The 15,423-nt window shown below is 67.1% G+C and carries 16 protein-coding genes; 7 read left to right on the top strand and 9 right to left on the bottom strand.

Annotated elements, in window-relative coordinates; translation table 11 throughout:
- Positions 1–77 precede the first annotated feature (77 nt).
- Positions 78–1,349, top strand: a complete 1,272-nt coding sequence (locus tag ABJK40_RS12580) for an IS256 family transposase (RefSeq protein WP_348415784.1) — start codon at positions 78–80, stop codon at positions 1,347–1,349.
- Between the two features lie 35 nt (positions 1,350–1,384).
- Here the strand turns inward: ABJK40_RS12580 and ABJK40_RS12575 are convergent, their stop codons facing one another.
- The 3 genes from ABJK40_RS12575 to ABJK40_RS12565 form a co-directional block, all read right to left on the bottom strand.
- Positions 1,385–2,143 carry a TetR/AcrR family transcriptional regulator gene (locus ABJK40_RS12575; RefSeq protein WP_348480947.1) on the bottom strand — a complete coding sequence of 253 codons (759 nt, stop codon included), beginning with the start codon at positions 2,141–2,143 and terminating at the stop codon, positions 1,385–1,387.
- Between the two features lie 44 nt (positions 2,144–2,187).
- Positions 2,188–3,129, bottom strand: a complete 942-nt coding sequence (locus tag ABJK40_RS12570; protein WP_348510288.1) for a hypothetical protein — start codon at positions 3,127–3,129, stop codon at positions 2,188–2,190.
- 210 nt (positions 3,130–3,339) lie between these two features.
- The gene (locus ABJK40_RS12565; RefSeq protein ID WP_348480945.1) at positions 3,340–4,044 is read right to left on the bottom strand and encodes a hypothetical protein; all 705 of its coding nucleotides are present in this window, start codon (positions 4,042–4,044) and stop codon (positions 3,340–3,342) included.
- Between the two features lie 288 nt (positions 4,045–4,332).
- Here ABJK40_RS12565 and ABJK40_RS12560 point away from each other — a divergent pair, with 288 nt between their 5' ends.
- Positions 4,333–4,536 carry a hypothetical protein gene (locus ABJK40_RS12560; protein ID WP_348480944.1) on the top strand — a complete coding sequence of 68 codons (204 nt, stop codon included), beginning with the start codon at positions 4,333–4,335 and terminating at the stop codon, positions 4,534–4,536.
- Positions 4,537–4,748: 212 nt separating this feature from the next.
- Here the strand turns inward: ABJK40_RS12560 and ABJK40_RS12555 are convergent, their stop codons facing one another.
- The 6 genes from ABJK40_RS12555 to ABJK40_RS12530 all read right to left on the bottom strand — a co-directional run bounded on the left by ABJK40_RS12555 (position 4,749) and on the right by ABJK40_RS12530 (position 10,171).
- Entirely contained in the window at positions 4,749–5,291 is a 543-nt protein-coding gene (locus ABJK40_RS12555; RefSeq protein WP_348510287.1) for a hypothetical protein, read from the bottom strand.
- Positions 5,288–5,536: a hypothetical protein gene (locus tag ABJK40_RS12550; RefSeq protein ID WP_348480942.1), complete on the bottom strand. Its 249-nt coding sequence runs from the start codon at positions 5,534–5,536 to the stop codon at positions 5,288–5,290. Before ABJK40_RS12550 ends, ABJK40_RS12555 begins: the two co-directional genes overlap by 4 nt.
- Positions 5,537–5,678: 142 nt before the next feature.
- Positions 5,679–6,647, bottom strand: coding sequence for a magnesium/cobalt transporter CorA (gene corA / locus ABJK40_RS12545; protein WP_348480941.1), 969 nt, complete (start codon positions 6,645–6,647; stop codon positions 5,679–5,681).
- 167 nt (positions 6,648–6,814) lie between these two features.
- On the bottom strand, positions 6,815–7,156 hold the full coding sequence (locus ABJK40_RS12540; protein ID WP_348480940.1) for a hypothetical protein: 342 nt from the start codon (positions 7,154–7,156) through the stop codon (positions 6,815–6,817).
- 48 nt (positions 7,157–7,204) lie between these two features.
- On the bottom strand, positions 7,205–8,623 hold the full coding sequence (locus tag ABJK40_RS12535; RefSeq protein WP_348510286.1) for a wax ester/triacylglycerol synthase domain-containing protein: 1,419 nt from the start codon (positions 8,621–8,623) through the stop codon (positions 7,205–7,207).
- Positions 8,624–8,716: 93 nt separating this feature from the next.
- Complete coding sequence (locus ABJK40_RS12530) at positions 8,717–10,171, bottom strand: HAD-IB family hydrolase (RefSeq protein WP_348480938.1); 1,455 nt, start codon at positions 10,169–10,171, stop codon at positions 8,717–8,719.
- Positions 10,172–10,297: 126 nt separating this feature from the next.
- Here ABJK40_RS12530 and ABJK40_RS12525 point away from each other — a divergent pair, with 126 nt between their 5' ends.
- The 5 genes from ABJK40_RS12525 to ABJK40_RS12505 all read left to right on the top strand — a co-directional run bounded on the left by ABJK40_RS12525 (position 10,298) and on the right by ABJK40_RS12505 (position 15,421).
- On the top strand, positions 10,298–11,746 hold the full coding sequence (locus tag ABJK40_RS12525) for an AMP-binding protein (protein WP_348480937.1): 1,449 nt from the start codon (positions 10,298–10,300) through the stop codon (positions 11,744–11,746).
- Positions 11,747–11,817: 71 nt separating this feature from the next.
- On the top strand, positions 11,818–12,741 hold the full coding sequence (locus tag ABJK40_RS12520; protein ID WP_348480936.1) for a 1-acyl-sn-glycerol-3-phosphate acyltransferase: 924 nt from the start codon (positions 11,818–11,820) through the stop codon (positions 12,739–12,741).
- Positions 12,742–12,843: 102 nt separating this feature from the next.
- Positions 12,844–14,244: a radical SAM domain-containing protein gene (locus ABJK40_RS12515; protein WP_348480935.1), complete on the top strand. Its 1,401-nt coding sequence runs from the start codon at positions 12,844–12,846 to the stop codon at positions 14,242–14,244.
- A gap of 15 nt (positions 14,245–14,259) precedes the next feature.
- Positions 14,260–14,502 carry a TOBE domain-containing protein gene (locus ABJK40_RS12510; RefSeq protein ID WP_348480934.1) on the top strand — a complete coding sequence of 81 codons (243 nt, stop codon included), beginning with the start codon at positions 14,260–14,262 and terminating at the stop codon, positions 14,500–14,502.
- Positions 14,503–14,554: 52 nt separating this feature from the next.
- The gene (locus tag ABJK40_RS12505; RefSeq protein ID WP_348480933.1) at positions 14,555–15,421 is read left to right on the top strand and encodes a hypothetical protein; all 867 of its coding nucleotides are present in this window, start codon (positions 14,555–14,557) and stop codon (positions 15,419–15,421) included.
- Positions 15,422–15,423: the final 2 nt, after the last annotated feature.

The raw sequence follows: 15,423 nt of genomic DNA, 5'->3' as shown, positions 1-15,423 counted from the left end.
GGGACTGTCAGATCCGCGGTGTAACTGGTCTGGCCTGAAACGCTGAGCGACTCGCTCGGCTGGAAGGACAGACAACCATGACAGACCATGATGTGGCGGTGGCGACACCGTCGGATGAGACGAGCGAGGAGCGGCCCGATCGGTCACTCGCCGAGCAGCTCGTCGACCAGGCACGAGCGGACGGCAGGAACCTTGTCGGCCCCGGCGGGCTGCTGTCGGACTTGACGAAGCAGGTCCTCGAGACGGGTTTGGAGGTCGAGATGGAAGAACATCTCGGCTATCCGAAACACGCTGCGGAGGGACGAAACGGTGGCAACAGTCGCAACGGTTCTCGTTCGAAGACGGTGATCACCGAGATCGGCCCGATCGAGCTGGAGGTGCCACGCGATCGTGACGGCAGCTTCGAACCGGCAACAGTGCGCAAGAACCAGCGCCGGCTCGACGGAGTCGACTCGATGGTCATCTCACTCACCGCGAAAGGGTTGACGACCGGTGAGGTCGAGGCCCATCTGGCCGAGGTGTACTCGACGAACATTTCCCGCGAGACGATCTCCAAGATCACCGACCGGGTCCTCGGCGAGTTGGCCGAGTGGCAGAACCGTCCGCTCGATCGCGTGTATCCGGTGATCTTCATCGACGCGATCGTCGTGAAGATTCGCGACGGTCAAGTCGCCAACCGGCCCGTCTACGCGGCGATCGGTGTCACCGTTGACGGTCAACGCGACATCCTCGGCCTGTGGGTCGGCACCGGTGGTGAGGGCGCCAAGTACTGGTTGCAGGTGCTCACCGAGATCAAGAACCGTGGCGTCGAAGACGCCTGCATCGTCGTGTGCGACGGCCTCAAAGGCCTTCCCGAATCGATCGGAGCGACCTGGCCGTTGGCGATCGTGCAGACCTGCGTGCTGCACCTGATCCGCAACACGTTCCGCCTCGCGTCACGGGCTGACTGGGACAAGATGGCTCGCGATCTGCGACCCGTCTACACCGCCGTGAACGAGGCCGACGCCGCTCTCCGGTTGGACGAGTTCCATCAGGTGTGGGGCGACAAGTATCCGGCCATCCGATCGTTGTGGAAGAACGCCTGGTCCGAGTTCGTGCCGTTCCTCGACTACTCACCCGAGATCCGTCGAGTCATCTACTCGACCAACGCGATCGAGTCGTTGAACGCCAGATTCCGGCGAGCAACCCGGGCGCGTGGGCACTTCCCCAACGAGCAAGCCGCCCTCAAGTGCTTGTATCTCGTGGTCCGGTCGCTCGACCCGAAAGGCACCGGCCAGGAACGCTGGATGAACCGCTGGAAGCCCGCCCTCAACGCCTTCGCCATCACCTTCGAAGGCCGCCTCTTCTGAGGCCCTACGATCCCCAACAACAACCATGAGCCAGGTCAGTTACACCAACGATCTGACAGTCCCCAGCATCGGGCGACGCTGGTGGACCGCCGTTGGAGCTGCGTCGCGATGTGTCGGTGGAGCAGTTCACGAATCCTGGACGTCTGTCCGGGGAAGCGCTGGGTGAGTTGCGTGAGTCCGACGGCCGAGAGGCTGATGCAGATGATGGCGATCGTGTCGTCTCGGTGTTCGTCGTGGACGAGTTCCTGGTCGAGCAGGGCGTGGACCTGGTTGCACCTGGACTCGTCGATCCGGCGCAGCGCGGCGTCGATGGCACCGCCGGGTCGATCCTGCTTCGCTGCGAGTCTCAGGGCGGGTCCGTACCGTTGATGGAAGCGCAGGGCGCTGTCGACGATGGTGCTGATGCGAAAATCGGTGTCGTGGTCGACTGCCCCGAACGGCCCGAACTGCGCGGAGGCATGTTCGGCCAGGCGTTCGGCGACCGCTGCGAGGAGTTCCTCGTGCGACGTGAAGTAGCGGTAGATCGATCGAACGGAGACGCGGCTCGCTTCAGCGAGGTACGTCGTCTCGGGCGCCTCTCCCGTCGTGCGAGCGAGGTGGATGAACTGTTCGACGACACGATCGCGGTTGCGACTCCGCCGGACGTGTCGACCGTCGGTGGTCGTCTCGGCCCGGTCGTGGTGGCCGTGGGGGCCCGTTGGTCCGAACTGGTTCTGCCTTGCCGAACCCGGGGTGAGCGGGTCGATGGAGAGTTCGATCGGAACCGAATGGAAGAAGATGGTTGCGGGTTGCATGACGGTGACGATTCCTCTCGGTGTGGATCTCGAGCAGCGGGGTTTCAGACCGACAGGTCGGTGCGCAGCGATGTTCGTTGGCCGACGATCGCCGTCGTGGTCGCAGGGAATGTCGTCGACGCTCTCGTGCGAGGGGGCAGCGAGGGCGGAGCGAAGCCGCACATGTACTCGGCGTCGATCGTGAGGTCGAGTTGTTTCTCGAAGAACGACCGCAGCTCGAGCCCGTATTCGGGGCTGTACGGCATGGTCTGGACGCCTTCGAACTCGGCGCGACTGGCGAGCACGGCGATGACGACCCAGCCGGCTCCCTCGACGTAGTGGTAGAGGCCCGAGCCGCTCGCGCCGGGTGAACACGTCTGTTCGAGAGCGTTCCAGTCACCGAAGGTCGCGATCGTGTCGGTGGGATCGTTGGGCCAGTGCACGATGCCACCCAGAGTCAACGACAGCGTCACGAGCTCTCCACGCGGATTGTGATGAGACGGGTATCCGGACATCGCCAGCATGGTCGTCGACGGCAGGGCGTCGATGTCGGCACGTGTGTAGTTCGTCCAGACCTGCCGCCAGACGTCGATGGCGTGGTGTCCTTCCAGGCCGGAGTAGAACACGTCGGTCGTCGTGTCCAACAGGATCGCCGATCTGTCGATCGGCGAGCTGGTTGCGCCCGCGAACGCCACGCCGTTGCGAATGGAGTTCGAGGCCGTCCTCACGCAGTGGGCAGCTCCGACGAAGCCGAGAACTGCACCGTGATCGTCCCTGATGATGTTGCCCGTGCAGTTGTTGAACCTGATCGCGCTCTTGTGGGTCTCGGTCCGGATCGACGCCGGGACCGCGTCGGCCATCGCCGAGACCTTGGGCGGTTCGTTCGTCGAGTGGCGGATCGCAGGTGCAACGGCCTGAGCCGAACTCAGCACTCCCGCCATCGGACGTTGTGCCCACGTCGTCGGGGCGTACCGGTCGGCCAGCCAGACGAGCGCGAACGTCAACACGAACCGCCGGATGAGGGCCCGACGGTGCTGTCGGTCGGCGACCGAGCGGGGTGGGAGTCGACGGGCGACTCCCGGGGTCGGGCCGTTCGTTGCAAACGGGGAGCGTTGCATGCCCGAGGTTTCGACACGGAGTGTTGTCGCTGAAGTGAAGATTGTTGTTGTCGCTGCGTGACGAAACTTGGGGCCGCGAACGCGATCGGGCCCGACGCGTCACGCGGTCGAGGCGGAGCCCACGCTCGACATCGTCGTGAGGACGGCGCTGAACTGACGACACAACACGTCGTGCACCGCTCGCCGATCTCCTCGCGCACGTTCGATCAGGTACTCGAGTGAGTCGAAGAGCAGCAGGGTCTGGAGTGCTGCGACATCGAGTCGAGCCCGTTCGTCGGTGCCCTGCGACAGTTCGGGGGCGAACAGTGCCGTGAGTTGCGTGCGCACGATCGCCCGCATCTCGGCGGTGACCGCGACCACGGTCGGCGCATGTGCTTGGAGGGTGCGAACCTCCCGCACCATGCGGGCGGTCTGGTCGTGGAGGCCGAGGCGGAACGAGATGTACGCCGTGATCCGGCCGTCGAGCGACGTGTCCCCGCGATCCACGAACGTCGCAGTCGGACGCATCGACGCGACCAGTCGTTCGGCGAGGTCGCTCATGAAGTCGGCGTCCTCGCGGAGGTAGCGGTACACGGTGCGCGACGTCACCTCGGCGCGATCGGCCAGTTCGACCGCCGTCGGGTCCACCACCCCCTCCCTCATGAGCGCGACGTACGCGTCGAGCACGCGCTCGCGGTTGCGCTGTCGACGGGCCACGCGACCGTCGGTGGACAACTCGTCCGGCAGCCGGACACTCGATTCGGCAACGGCGAGCCACGGCGGGGTCGCGGACTCGCCTCCGGTCCGGAGTTCGGTCTGGTTCATTCGTCCATCATTTCCCGATGTCAGGAGAATCAGTCTCACTCAAAGGAGTGAGGGGTTCACCCTCCGTCGACCTCGTCATCGAGATGAGCACGTCGAGGTCGGGGTGCGAACTGCCGTGCGCTCTCCCCGGTGTGCGATCCGAGGCGAGACCCGTGAACCACTGCGCAGAGTCCGGGCTGACGCTCCGTCGTCGCGTCCTCACTGTGAGCCCGTGAGACGTGGAGCGAGGATCACGTGGGCGGGGTTCAACTCGGTCGTCCGCCCGCGAGATCACGGGGACCTCGTCGCGTGAGTCAGGATTCGTTCGGCGAGGTGTTCGAAGCTGCTCGAGCGGTCATGGTCCGCCATGCCGATGACCTGGTCGTGACGGCCAAGACGCCTGCGGAGATCGTGGTCGAGGGTGTCGTTCCCGGTGCGAACGGTCGGCTGCGATGGTACGGAGCGGTGCAGACGAAGAAGAACTACGTCAGCTACCACCTGATGCCCGTGTAGGAGCACCCCGATCTCCTCGACGACATCTCGCCAGAACTCCGTGCGCGGATGCAGGGAAAGTCAACTTCACGAAGGTCGACAGCGAGTTGTTCGACCAACTCGACGGTCTCACGCAACGAGGATTCGATCGGCTCCGGCAGCAGTCCGAGTGACTCGGCCCCATTTCATCGGCGGCGCCCGGCCGACCGCTTCGCGTCGCAGAGTGTGAGGGTTCAGTTCTCCGGCGGGCTCTGGAGGTCGCGGACGAGGTAGAGCCATGGGAACGCTCGGACGGCGACTTCCCATCCGTCGGTTTCGTACGAGTCGGCCGGTCGGCGCCACACGACGCGACGATGCTCCCACTGCGTGTCGGTGCGTTCCATCCGGTGCTTGAGCATCCCGGCTCCCACCGTGCGCCACCCGCGCCGGCCGGCCAGTTCGAGTTCGCGCATCTCGTCGAGGGCGGTCACCGGGCCGAGCCATCGATGCTCCGGGCCCTCGTCGTCGACTCGGGCGACACCGAAGCGCTGTTGCGTGGCTTGGCGGCTGAGACCCAGTACCGCGCCGATGGCCGCCCAACTGTGCCCGCTGCTGCGTGCCGCCGACACCGACTGACGGAGCAGGTCGCGCCCGCTCTGCTCGGCCACCGCAGCACGAGCGACGATGGCGAGGTGGTCGTCCGGTACGTCGGGGTCGAGCGTCGCCTGGTCCGGGTCTCCGTCGAGCACCGCACGGCCGAGGACATCGGAGATCGTGTCGCTGGCGGGCGGGTTCATTCGCGCCGTTCGTCGCGGCTCGGGAGCCACAACGCCTCGGAGCTCTCCACGTCGCCGCCTCCGGGTCGTCCATGTCTCCAGTGCGCCCCGAAGAGGTAGGCGGCACCGAGCATGAGCGCCACGGTCATGCCCTGGAAGAGACCGTGGACGAAGCCGGAGGTGAAGACCGTGCTCAGCAGGAACGTGACCAGGCCGGCCAGGAAGATGCCCCATCCAGTCGTGCGAAGAGTCGGTTTCGATCTCATGCGTCAATGATACGTTGACGCCGTCGAGATGTCAACCATTCGTTGACGCTTCACCGGCGAGGAGACGGGCGGGAGCGGACCGTGTCCGGTCGCCGATTCGAAAGGGGGCGTCACCACCGGACGCGCCGGGTCCGCCTGTCGATCAGAGCCAGCCGCGACGTTTGAAGTTGCGGTACAGCGCCAGACACGACACGACCATCGCACTCAGGGCCAGCGGGTAGCCGCCCGTCCAGCCGAGTTCGGGCATGTGCTCGAAGTTCATCCCGTAGATCCCTGCGATCATCGTCGGCATCGCGATGATCGCGACCCACGCCGAGATCTTCCGCATGTCCTCGTTCTGACGCATCCCGACCTGGGCGACGTTGGCGTGCAAGGCGCTGTCGAGCAGCGCGTCGAGGCCTTCCAGACTGTCCGACACCCGTTTCAGGTGGTCGAGCACGTCGCGGAAGTAGTTGCTCGAGTCGGCGTGGATCGGTGGTTCCCCGACACCGAGTTCCACGAGTGCCTCCTCGAGCGGAGCGATGGCCCGCCTGAAGTCGAGCACTTCGCGCTTGAGCTTGAAGATTCGCTCTGCGTGAGCGGCCTTGGGGGCACTGAAGACCTCCAACTCGATCTGGTCGATGTCGACGTCGAGGCCGCGCATCACGACGGCGTAGTCGTCGACCACCCTGTCGGCGAGCGCGTGGAGCACGGACGTCGGACCCCAGCGGAGGCGGTGTGGGTCTCCCTCGAGGTGATCCCGTACACCGGCGAGCGACGCGGTCGGGCCGTGTCGGACCGTCACGACGAAGTGCTCGCCGACGAACACCATGAGGTGATCGACCTCGACCACCTCCTCGGTGTCCACGTACCGGGCCGGCTTGAGGACGACGAACACCGAGTCGTCGTACCGCTCGAGTTTGGGGCGCTGGTGCGGGCGCATCGAGTCCTCCACCGCGAGAGAGTGGAGGCCGAACGCCGAAGCGATGTCCTCGAACTCCTCGTCGTTCGGATCGTGCAGGCCGACCCACACGAATCCTCCCATCGAGACGGCACGCGCGAGGACATCGGCGAGCGGCGCCTCGACATCCACCCTGCGGCCGTCCACGTACACACCGCAGTCGACGATCATCCGGTCAGTCTGTCGGATGGGGCGAGTCGCCAGTGTGAACGCAGGACGGACGCTGCTCGCGCAGTACGGGCCTCGGTGCCCCGCTCACCCAGAGGTGGTCCGGATCGTTCCCGGAGTCGTCGATCAGCGGTGCGCCGCCGATCGCGACGGCGGCGCGGCCCGACGGATCAGCGGTTCCTGCGACGCAGGACTGCGATCGCCACGAAGGCAGCCACGGCCGCTCCGACCCCGGCACCGATCAGACGCCGGTTCGGCTCGTCGGACTCGGGGGAGCGATCGCTGGGAACGGCGTCGAGCCCGTCACCTGTCTCGACGGTGTCGGTGCCGATGCGCTTCGCGAACGCATCGAGGTCGGGCTTGTCCTGAGGCGTGGCGTCCACGTCGGAGTCGGGGGAATCGGGGAAGTCGTTCCGGCGCTGGCGCGCCTTCGGGTCGTTCTTGGACCCGGTGCTGTTCGACCAGGCGGGGTTTCCTCCCGCTCCCGGGCGCAGATTGGTGGCTTTGCTCATGCGCGGGTCCTACCCGCGCGAGGCGTGTCTCAACCGGGTCGGTCGCGGTCAGCTGCAGGCGGCGAGCATGTCGGCGAACGACTCCTCGACGTGGCGGCGGAACTCCTCGGGCTCGGTGATCGCCTCTGGATCGATGAACATGCCGATGTCGAACATGCCGTTCATCGACAGTGCGGTGATGTTGGCGCCGGTGCCGGCCACCGGTCCCATCGGGATCGTCGCCATGACCTCGGCGCCCGAGACGAAGATCGGGAACGGCGCGCCGCGGAGGTTCGACGTGGCGAAGTCGATCCGCCCGGCGGCTGAACGAGCTGCCGACGTGACGACCGAGGTGGGGAGCAGATTCGCGACGCCGGAGAGGCCGGTCATGCCACCGGTCTTCTGTGCGTCGAGTCGGGCGGCTTCGGCTGCTGCCATGACCGCGGCGACGCGATCGGCCGGGTCCATCTCGCCGGCGGGCAGTTTGACGGGGACCGGCGTGAAGGCGTTTCCGCCGGCCTTCTTGTCGGTGCGAGTGCTCAGCACGAAGCTCGAGTTGACCGTGTCGATCTCGACGCCGTGAGCGACGTGGTAGCGGTGCGCCGCCTCGGCGAGACCGGCCATGAACGCATCGTTGATCGTGCCACCTGCTGACTTGCCGATCGTCTTGAGATCGTCGACGCGCAACTGGACCCACTCGAGACGGCGGTGACGGGATCGACCCGACCACAGTGGCGACCCGGAATGGGCCTCCTCCTCGCTGGGGGAGAGTTGGGCGAGTGCCCCCTTCACCGTGTCGATCAGTGTGCTCACCGTTCCGGTCATCCGCGAGGGGTCGGCGGGCCACATCGCCACCTCTCCGACCATCCGTCGTCCGATGCCGAACTGACGTCGTGCCACGTGCGTCGCCGACGCCTGGATGTTTGCTCGGGTGCTGGTGCCGTAGTTGCCGCCGAGTTCCTTCGCATTCCCCCGCTCGACCGCAGCGGCGACGAGGGCGTCGAGGTCGACGTCGGGTGGGGGCGGCTCGTCGGGGCTGATCTGCTGGTACAACTCGGCCATCCGCAGCTGTCCGATGCCGTCGCTCACCGAGTGGTGGATGATCGCGAACATCGCCGAGCGCTGCTTCGCGAGCCCGTGGATCACGACGAACTTCCACAGCGGTCGCGTCCGGTCGAGCGGCTCGGAGTACAGCTGTGCGCAGAGGTCGAACAACTGTCGCTCGGTGCCGGGGGACGGGAGGACGACCTCGCGGAGGTGCGCGTCGAGATCGAACTCGGCGTCGGGCACCCACGCCGGGGTGGACAACCGGGCGAAGCCGGGCACGACTCGCTGGTAGAGCCGCGGGGTCTTGGCGATGCCGGCGCGCAGTGTCTGACGGAACCGGTCCATGTCCAACTCGCGGTCGAGCAGGATCACCGACCCACCGCTCGGATTGAGCCACGGGTCCTTCTCGATGTTCCACATCAGAGCCTCGTGCTCGCTCATGCGGGCGGCCCCGTCGGTCTCTCGTTCGCGTCGTGCCATGGTGTCTCTCGATCGTGTGATGGTCTTCGAAGTGTCGGTGCGCAGGTCGTGGGCTCAGGTGTCCGTGCCGGGTCGGCGCAGCACCTCGGCGTTCGGGTCTCCCGAGTATCCGGGCGGGAAGGTGCGCAGCAGTTCCTCCGTCGTCGGTTGACGGCGGATGCGCGACTCCGGAGGGAGCAGATCGCCGAGCGCCGCCATGATCCGCTTGGTGTCGGCGTCGGGGCTGCGGTACTTCAGGTCGACGGGGTCGCCCACCACCGCCGTGACGACCGGCCGTGTCCGCGGGCTCAGGTTGGGGAGGCGCTGGTTGCGGGGCCACACGTTCTCGGTGCCCCACAGGCCGACGGGGATGACCGGGACACGCGTGTCGGCCGCGAGCTTGGCGGCTCCCCAGCGGCCCTTCAGCTCCGGGTCGAAGAACGCAGGGCCACGGGGGATGGTGCCCTCGGGGGCCATCATCACGAGTTCGCCGCCCCGAAGCGCTCGTGCTGCGGCCTCGAGTGGTTCGTCGGAGCCCGACGCCCGTTCGACGCGTACGCCACCGATCCCTTCGAGCAGTCGGCCGACGAGAGGGACGTCGAACACCTCCTTCTTGCCCAGACCACGCACGTTGCGGCCCGCTCGTGCGAGCAGGAGACCCATCACGGTCGGGTCGAAGTACGAGCGGTGGTTGAACACCACGATGGCCGGCCCGTCGGCGGGGATCTTGTCGTCGTGCTGGAACACGATGTCGGCGTACGGCGCGATCAACTCGGGTCGCATGATCGGGCGAGCCCACTCCTGGATCTCCCGACCGGCGACCTTGATCACGCCCGTGCTCTTGTCGAGGTGTCGGACCGGCCAGCCCTTCACCGCGGCGAGCGCCTGGAGGCGGGCGTCGGGGTTGACGGCGACGGGATGGCCCACGAGGTCGAGGAGGGGAGCGTCGTAGTAGCTGTCGCTGTAGGCACTGCTGTCCGACAGTCGCACGCCGTGCTCGGCGGCCCACTCGCGCACGGCGTCTGCCTTCGCCGGCCCCCACACGAAGACACCGTCGATCGTCCCGGTGTACCTCGAGTGCTCGTCGTCGGTGCGACCCCACGCCGTGCCGATCACGCCGTCGAAGCCGAGTGCTTCGGCGAGCGGGCGGGTGAAGGCGAGCGGCGACGTGGAGGCGAGCACCAGCAGGTCGCCTGCCGCTCGGTGCTCCTCGATGACCAGCTTCGCGAAGGGGAGGAGATGATCGACGATCTCGGCGGCAGCCTTGCGTGCTGCCGTGTCCACGTCGCCGACCGACCAGCCCACCGACGCACGCACGGCGAGCTTCGCCGGTTGCATCAGGATGCGGGACTCGCCCATGACGTTGAAGATCGTCTTGAGAAGCGACGAGGTGGCGTGGACGAGCGGTTCGGCGAACGGGATCGACGAGTCGGAGCCGATCCCCGCCTCGGCGAGGTGCCGCATGAAGATGGGCGTGGACGACTCGTCGATCAAGGTTCTGTCGAGGTCGAAGATGGCTGCTGTAGTCACTGAAGCTCCCTGCGATCGAGGCGTTCCGGCATCGTGCCTCGAATCTTGCGAATTCCCTGATCGTGTCATACTGACGGGGTGTGAGACGAGGGGCGTCTCGCCCGTACGACGGCGGAGTGGGGAACGATGAATCTCGCAGGCTTGATCAACGACCACGACGCCGACGCCACGGCGCTGGTCGACGGTGACGAGGTCCTGACCTACGGCGACCTGCGTCGCCGCGTGGGTGCCATGCAGGGTGACCTCGCAGAGCACGGAGTCCGAGAGGATTCGGTCGTCGCGTTGGCCACCGGGAACGACGTCGCGTTCGTGCTCGCCACACTCGCGGTCCTCGGCCTCGGCGGTGTGGTGATGCCGCTCAACCCGAGCAGCCCGACGCTCGAACTCGTCCGCAAGCTCGACGTCGCCCGCCCCGACCTGTTGCTGATCGGCCACGCCGGTCGCACTCATCTCGACGCCGAGACGATCACGACCGAACGCCTCGACCTGATCGAACTCTCCAACCGGTCGGCAACCGCCGGCGACGTCGCCGATCGGATCGTCGTCGAGCGCAACGACGGCGATGCGGCCTTCTACCTCGCGACGAGCGGAGTCTCGGGTGACGCCAAGGTCGCCGTGCTCACGCACCGGAACCTGGGGTGGATCCACGACGCACTCGCCGAGATGGAGTCTCCGGCGACCTCGGCCGACGTGTCGCTCGGGGTGCTGCCCTTCACCCACATCTTCGGGCTCAACGTCGTGTTGCTGGGGATGCTCCGCGTCGGTGGCAAGCTGGTGCTGCAGGAGCGGTTCGACGCCACCGAGAGCCTTCGTCTCGTCCAGGAGCACGGCGTCACGATGCTCACCGGGGCACCTCCGATGTGGCAGCGGTGGCTGGCCTCGGACCTCCCCGACGACGTGTTGGCCAGCGTCCGGTTCGCGGCCTCGGGCGCAGCGGCCCTCCCGGTCGCGGTGTTCGAAGCGGTGCGAGACCGCTTCGGCGTCGAGATCGCACAGGGCTATGGGCTGACCGAGACCTCGCCGATCGTCACGCTCGGCCGGGGATTCCCGGTTCGCCCGACCTCGGTCGGCCGTGTGCTGCCCGGTGTGGAGGTCGCTCTGGTCGACGAGTCCGGGTCACCGGTCGACATGGGCGACGAGGGCGAGATCGTCGTGCGCAGCCCCGGTGTGTTCGCCGGATACCTCGAGGACGCCGCTGCCACCGAGTCGGTGCTCTCCGAGGACGGATGGCTCTGGACGGGTGATGTCGGGATCTTCGACGAGGACGGCTACCTGTACCTGGTCGACCGGATCAAGGACATCGTGATCGTGTCCGGTTTCAACGTGTACCCGGCCGAGGTCGAGAACGTGCTCATGGCGCATCCCGGCGTGCAGGGTGCGATCGTCACCGGGACCGTCGACGCACTCACCGGTGAGGCGGTCGTCGCACACGTCACGGGCACCGCGACGGAGGCCGAACTCCAGGAGCACGTCGCCCGCCACCTCAGTCGGTACAAGCAGCCCAGCGTCTACCACTTCCTCGACGAACTGCCGATCGCCTCGAACGGCAAGGCCATCCGACGGGCACTGCGCTGATGGGCCGGCTCGGGAGGCGCCCCGGCCCGTTCCGTTTCGAGCCGGCACCCGAACTGCCCGGATCGGATCGGTTGAGCAAGTACCTCTTCGGGGGCATCCGACATCTCGCCTCGCGGGGGTGGAACTTCGAGGTGGAGGGTCGCGAGAACGTCCCGTCCGACGGTCCGGCGATCCTCACTCCGAACCATCTGTCCTTCTGCGATTCGATCTTCGTGCCGGCTGCGCTGCCTCGCCGCGTGTGGGCGATCGGCAAGGGCGAATACATGGACAGCTGGAAGACCAAGCACCTGTTCCCGGCCATGGGCATGATTCCCGTCGACCGGTCGGGTGGCGACGCAGCCATGGCGGCACTGGATGCCGCAGCGAGGGTGCTCGACGCCGGCCGGTTGTTCATGATCTACCCGGAGGGCACGCGGTCGCGGAGCGGCAATCTCCACAAGGGTCGCACCGGCGCGGCCCGGCTGTCGCTGCGTTGCGGTGCGCCGATCGTTCCCGTCGGGCACGAGGGAACACTCGAGGTCCAGCCGCCGGACTCCGTCAAGATGAAGCTGGGGCGTGACGTCGTGGTTCGCTTCGGACGTCCGATGTGGGCGCGCGAGTTCGGCGACGTCGACGACCCGCGCACGTTGCGTCGATTCACCGACGCCGTGATGTTCGAGATCGCACAGCTCTCGGGGCAGACCTACGTCGACACCTATGCCGGCTCCAGCGACGATGCGAGCGCCGCGGTGCCCGCGGGGAGCGACGACCAGGGCCGGGTCACGCCGAGCAGGCCGAGTGTCGTGGGGACGGCGCCCTCGGCTCGGCCGACGGTGCACGAGACCGTGCCCACCACGGGTGAGCCGATGCCGATCCGACCCCCGAGCAACCGCCCCACGGTTCCGGCCCGACGTCCGGAACGCAGCAACTCCGGCACCGAGGTGGCCGCGTTGCGGCTGCCGCCCGGCCGGCGAGGGCGAGTGGCCCACGACGCCGTGCGATCCGGCGCCGATTGATCCCTCGCCGGTCCCGTCCCGACGATGCGGTTCGGAGGCGTCGTCCTGCTGCTCCCGCGAGCAGAACCCGGCTATTGTGCGAACCGGAGTGACACCAACATCATGAGCCTCATCACACGCGTGCGCGACTGGGAACGCCGGACCCGTCCCACCGACCCCGCCATCGCAGCGGCGATGGACCGACGTTGGGAGGGACTGCCCGAACACGTCAAGACGCCGGCGCAACTCCTCGGTCGACGCACGACGGGCTGTGAGGGGACCCATGGCGTGTTCCCGGCGTGCGACTTCGCGTGCAAGCCGTGCTATCACTCGGCCGACGCGAACAAGGTGCGCGTCGACGGCGAACACACCAAGACCGAGGTCGCCAAGCAGATGGACTTCCTCCACGAGCAGCGCGGGCCGCAGTCCCACGTGCAGCTGATCGGTGGCGAGGTGAGCCTGCTCGAGGCCGAGGACCACGCCGCCACGATCGACCTCATGCGTGCGAGGGGTCGTGTGCCGATGAGCTTCAGCCACGGCGACGTCTCCGATCAGTACCTGCGCGACGTCGCGCTCGACTCCGACGGGAAGAAGCGCTGGGCCGACTGGTCGTGGGCCGTGCACTTCGACCGGACGATGTTCGGACGTGAGGGTGCGAAGAAGCCGCAGAGCGAACGTGAACTCCAGCCCTTCCGGAAGAAGTTCATGGACATGGTCGAGAAGCTGCGCGAGGAGACCGGCCTGCGCCACTACGTCGCGCACAACATGACCGTCACCCCCGACAACGTCGCCGAGGTCGCAGAAGTGGTCCGTGACAGCAAGGACCTCGGCTTCCGGATGATGTCGTTCCAACCGGCTGCCTACGTCGGCAACGAGCAGCGCTGGACGAGCGACTTCCGCGAGGTCACCGACGACTCGGTGTGGGCCGAGATCGAGGACGGAGTCGGCACCCGTCTGCCGTACAAGGCGCTGCAGTTCGGCGACTTCCGCTGCAATCGCGTCTCGTGGGGTGCCTGGGTCGACGACTCCTACGTTCCGGTGCTCGACGAGGACGATGCCGACGACCTGCACGCTCGCGACGAGTTCTTCCGCGTGTTCAAGGGGAACTACATCAGCCAGGATCGATCGGTCATCCGATGGCGCGTGGCGCGTCTGGTGCTGCGGAACCCTGGAATCCTCCCGGTCGCATTCGGCTGGTTCCGTCGATTCGCGAAGCGGGCCGGTGGCCTGCGGGCCCTGCGGTCCGGACCCGTGCACCCCATGACCTACGTGATGCACAACTTCATGGACGCTCGCGTGGTCGCGCCTGCCTGGGAGTTGAACAAGGTCGGCGAGGTCAGCGACGACGTCGAGATCCGCGCCGCGCAGGAACGGCTCGCCGCGTGTGCGTACACGATGGGGCATCCCGAGAGCAACGAACTGATTCCTGCGTGCGTGCAGCACAGCATCCTCGATCCGAACGAGAACCGCGAACTGGTCTCGCTCCTGCCGATGCCGACACGACGCAAGCCACAACCCGTCTGATCAGCACGAACGCCGGTGGCCATCCGACCCGCAACGGTTCGTGTCACCGGATCGCCGACGGGTGAGTGGACGGTCCGACGTCGTCGCTACCTCGGACCGACGACCGAGATCCTGGTGCAGCACACGCACGGCGGTGGCGACGACGCCGACGATCCCTTCGATGTCATCGCGTCGCTCCCGACCGCCTCGGCACCGCCGGTCGGTGCGACCGTCGACGTGGAGTTCACCGACACGTCGACGGTGGTGCTCCCCGACTGACACACGACGCCCGACGCCGGAGCCGGTCGGCGAGATGCTTCAATGTCGGCTGATGACGGATGATGCACTCATCGCCGGCGCAGCGGCCCCCACGAGAGCGAGGCGGATCGCATCGGGCGCCCCGCTCGACGTGGTGTGGATCATCGTCACCGGCGTGGCGTTGGTGACGTCGTCGATGTTCGACCTGATCGATCTTCCGGCGCAACGCCTCCGCACCGGCGACGCCCCGCTGCGAATCTTCGTCATCGGTCTCCCCCTCGTCGCCTGTGTGCTCGCAGGTGTGGCCGCGCGACGCAGATCCGAACTGCTCGCCGCTGCGGCGACGGGAGTGCTCGCCCCCGGCATCGCGTTGGCCGGTTCGCTCTCGGTGTCGCTCTTCCTCGACGACGACTCGGCGTTCGCCGACGTCGGCGTGGCCGTGTCGTTGACCGCCGCGCTGCTCGGCACCGTGATGATCGTGCGGTGGTTCGTCTACCACCCACTGTCGCTCGTGATCGACGAGCGGCGGCCGATGCGTCCGATGTCGCATGGTGCCACCGGTGTCGGCCTCGTCCTCGTTGCGGTGGTGATGCTGACGGGCATCGGCGACGGGGTGGACGTGGCGTGGCTCGGCCAGACCGCAGCGATGCTCACCGTTCCTGCGATCGTCGTGGGTGGCACCCTGTTTCGTACCGTGGCGTCCGCGGTGCTCGTCGGATCGGCGGCCGCCACACAGATCGTGGCGGTCATGGTCGTGAAGCTCGAGCGATCGGAGATCGCGCTCGACTCCGACCTCACCTTGCGCACGGGTGCCGTCGGACTGGTCGCACTGGCCGTAGCCGTGGTGCTGGCGGCCGGTGCCGCTGTGCGATCGGCTCCCGACGACGCGCCGAGTGAGGTCGACGACGACGAATCCTGGCGCTGGAGCCTCGACGACTGATC

It is taken from the genome of Ilumatobacter sp., assembly GCF_039969435.1.
Taxonomy (GTDB): domain Bacteria; phylum Actinomycetota; class Acidimicrobiia; order Acidimicrobiales; family Ilumatobacteraceae; genus Ilumatobacter_A.
The sequence above is the reverse complement of the archived record's forward strand: the minus strand, read 5'-3'. Positions and strand labels throughout refer to the sequence as shown.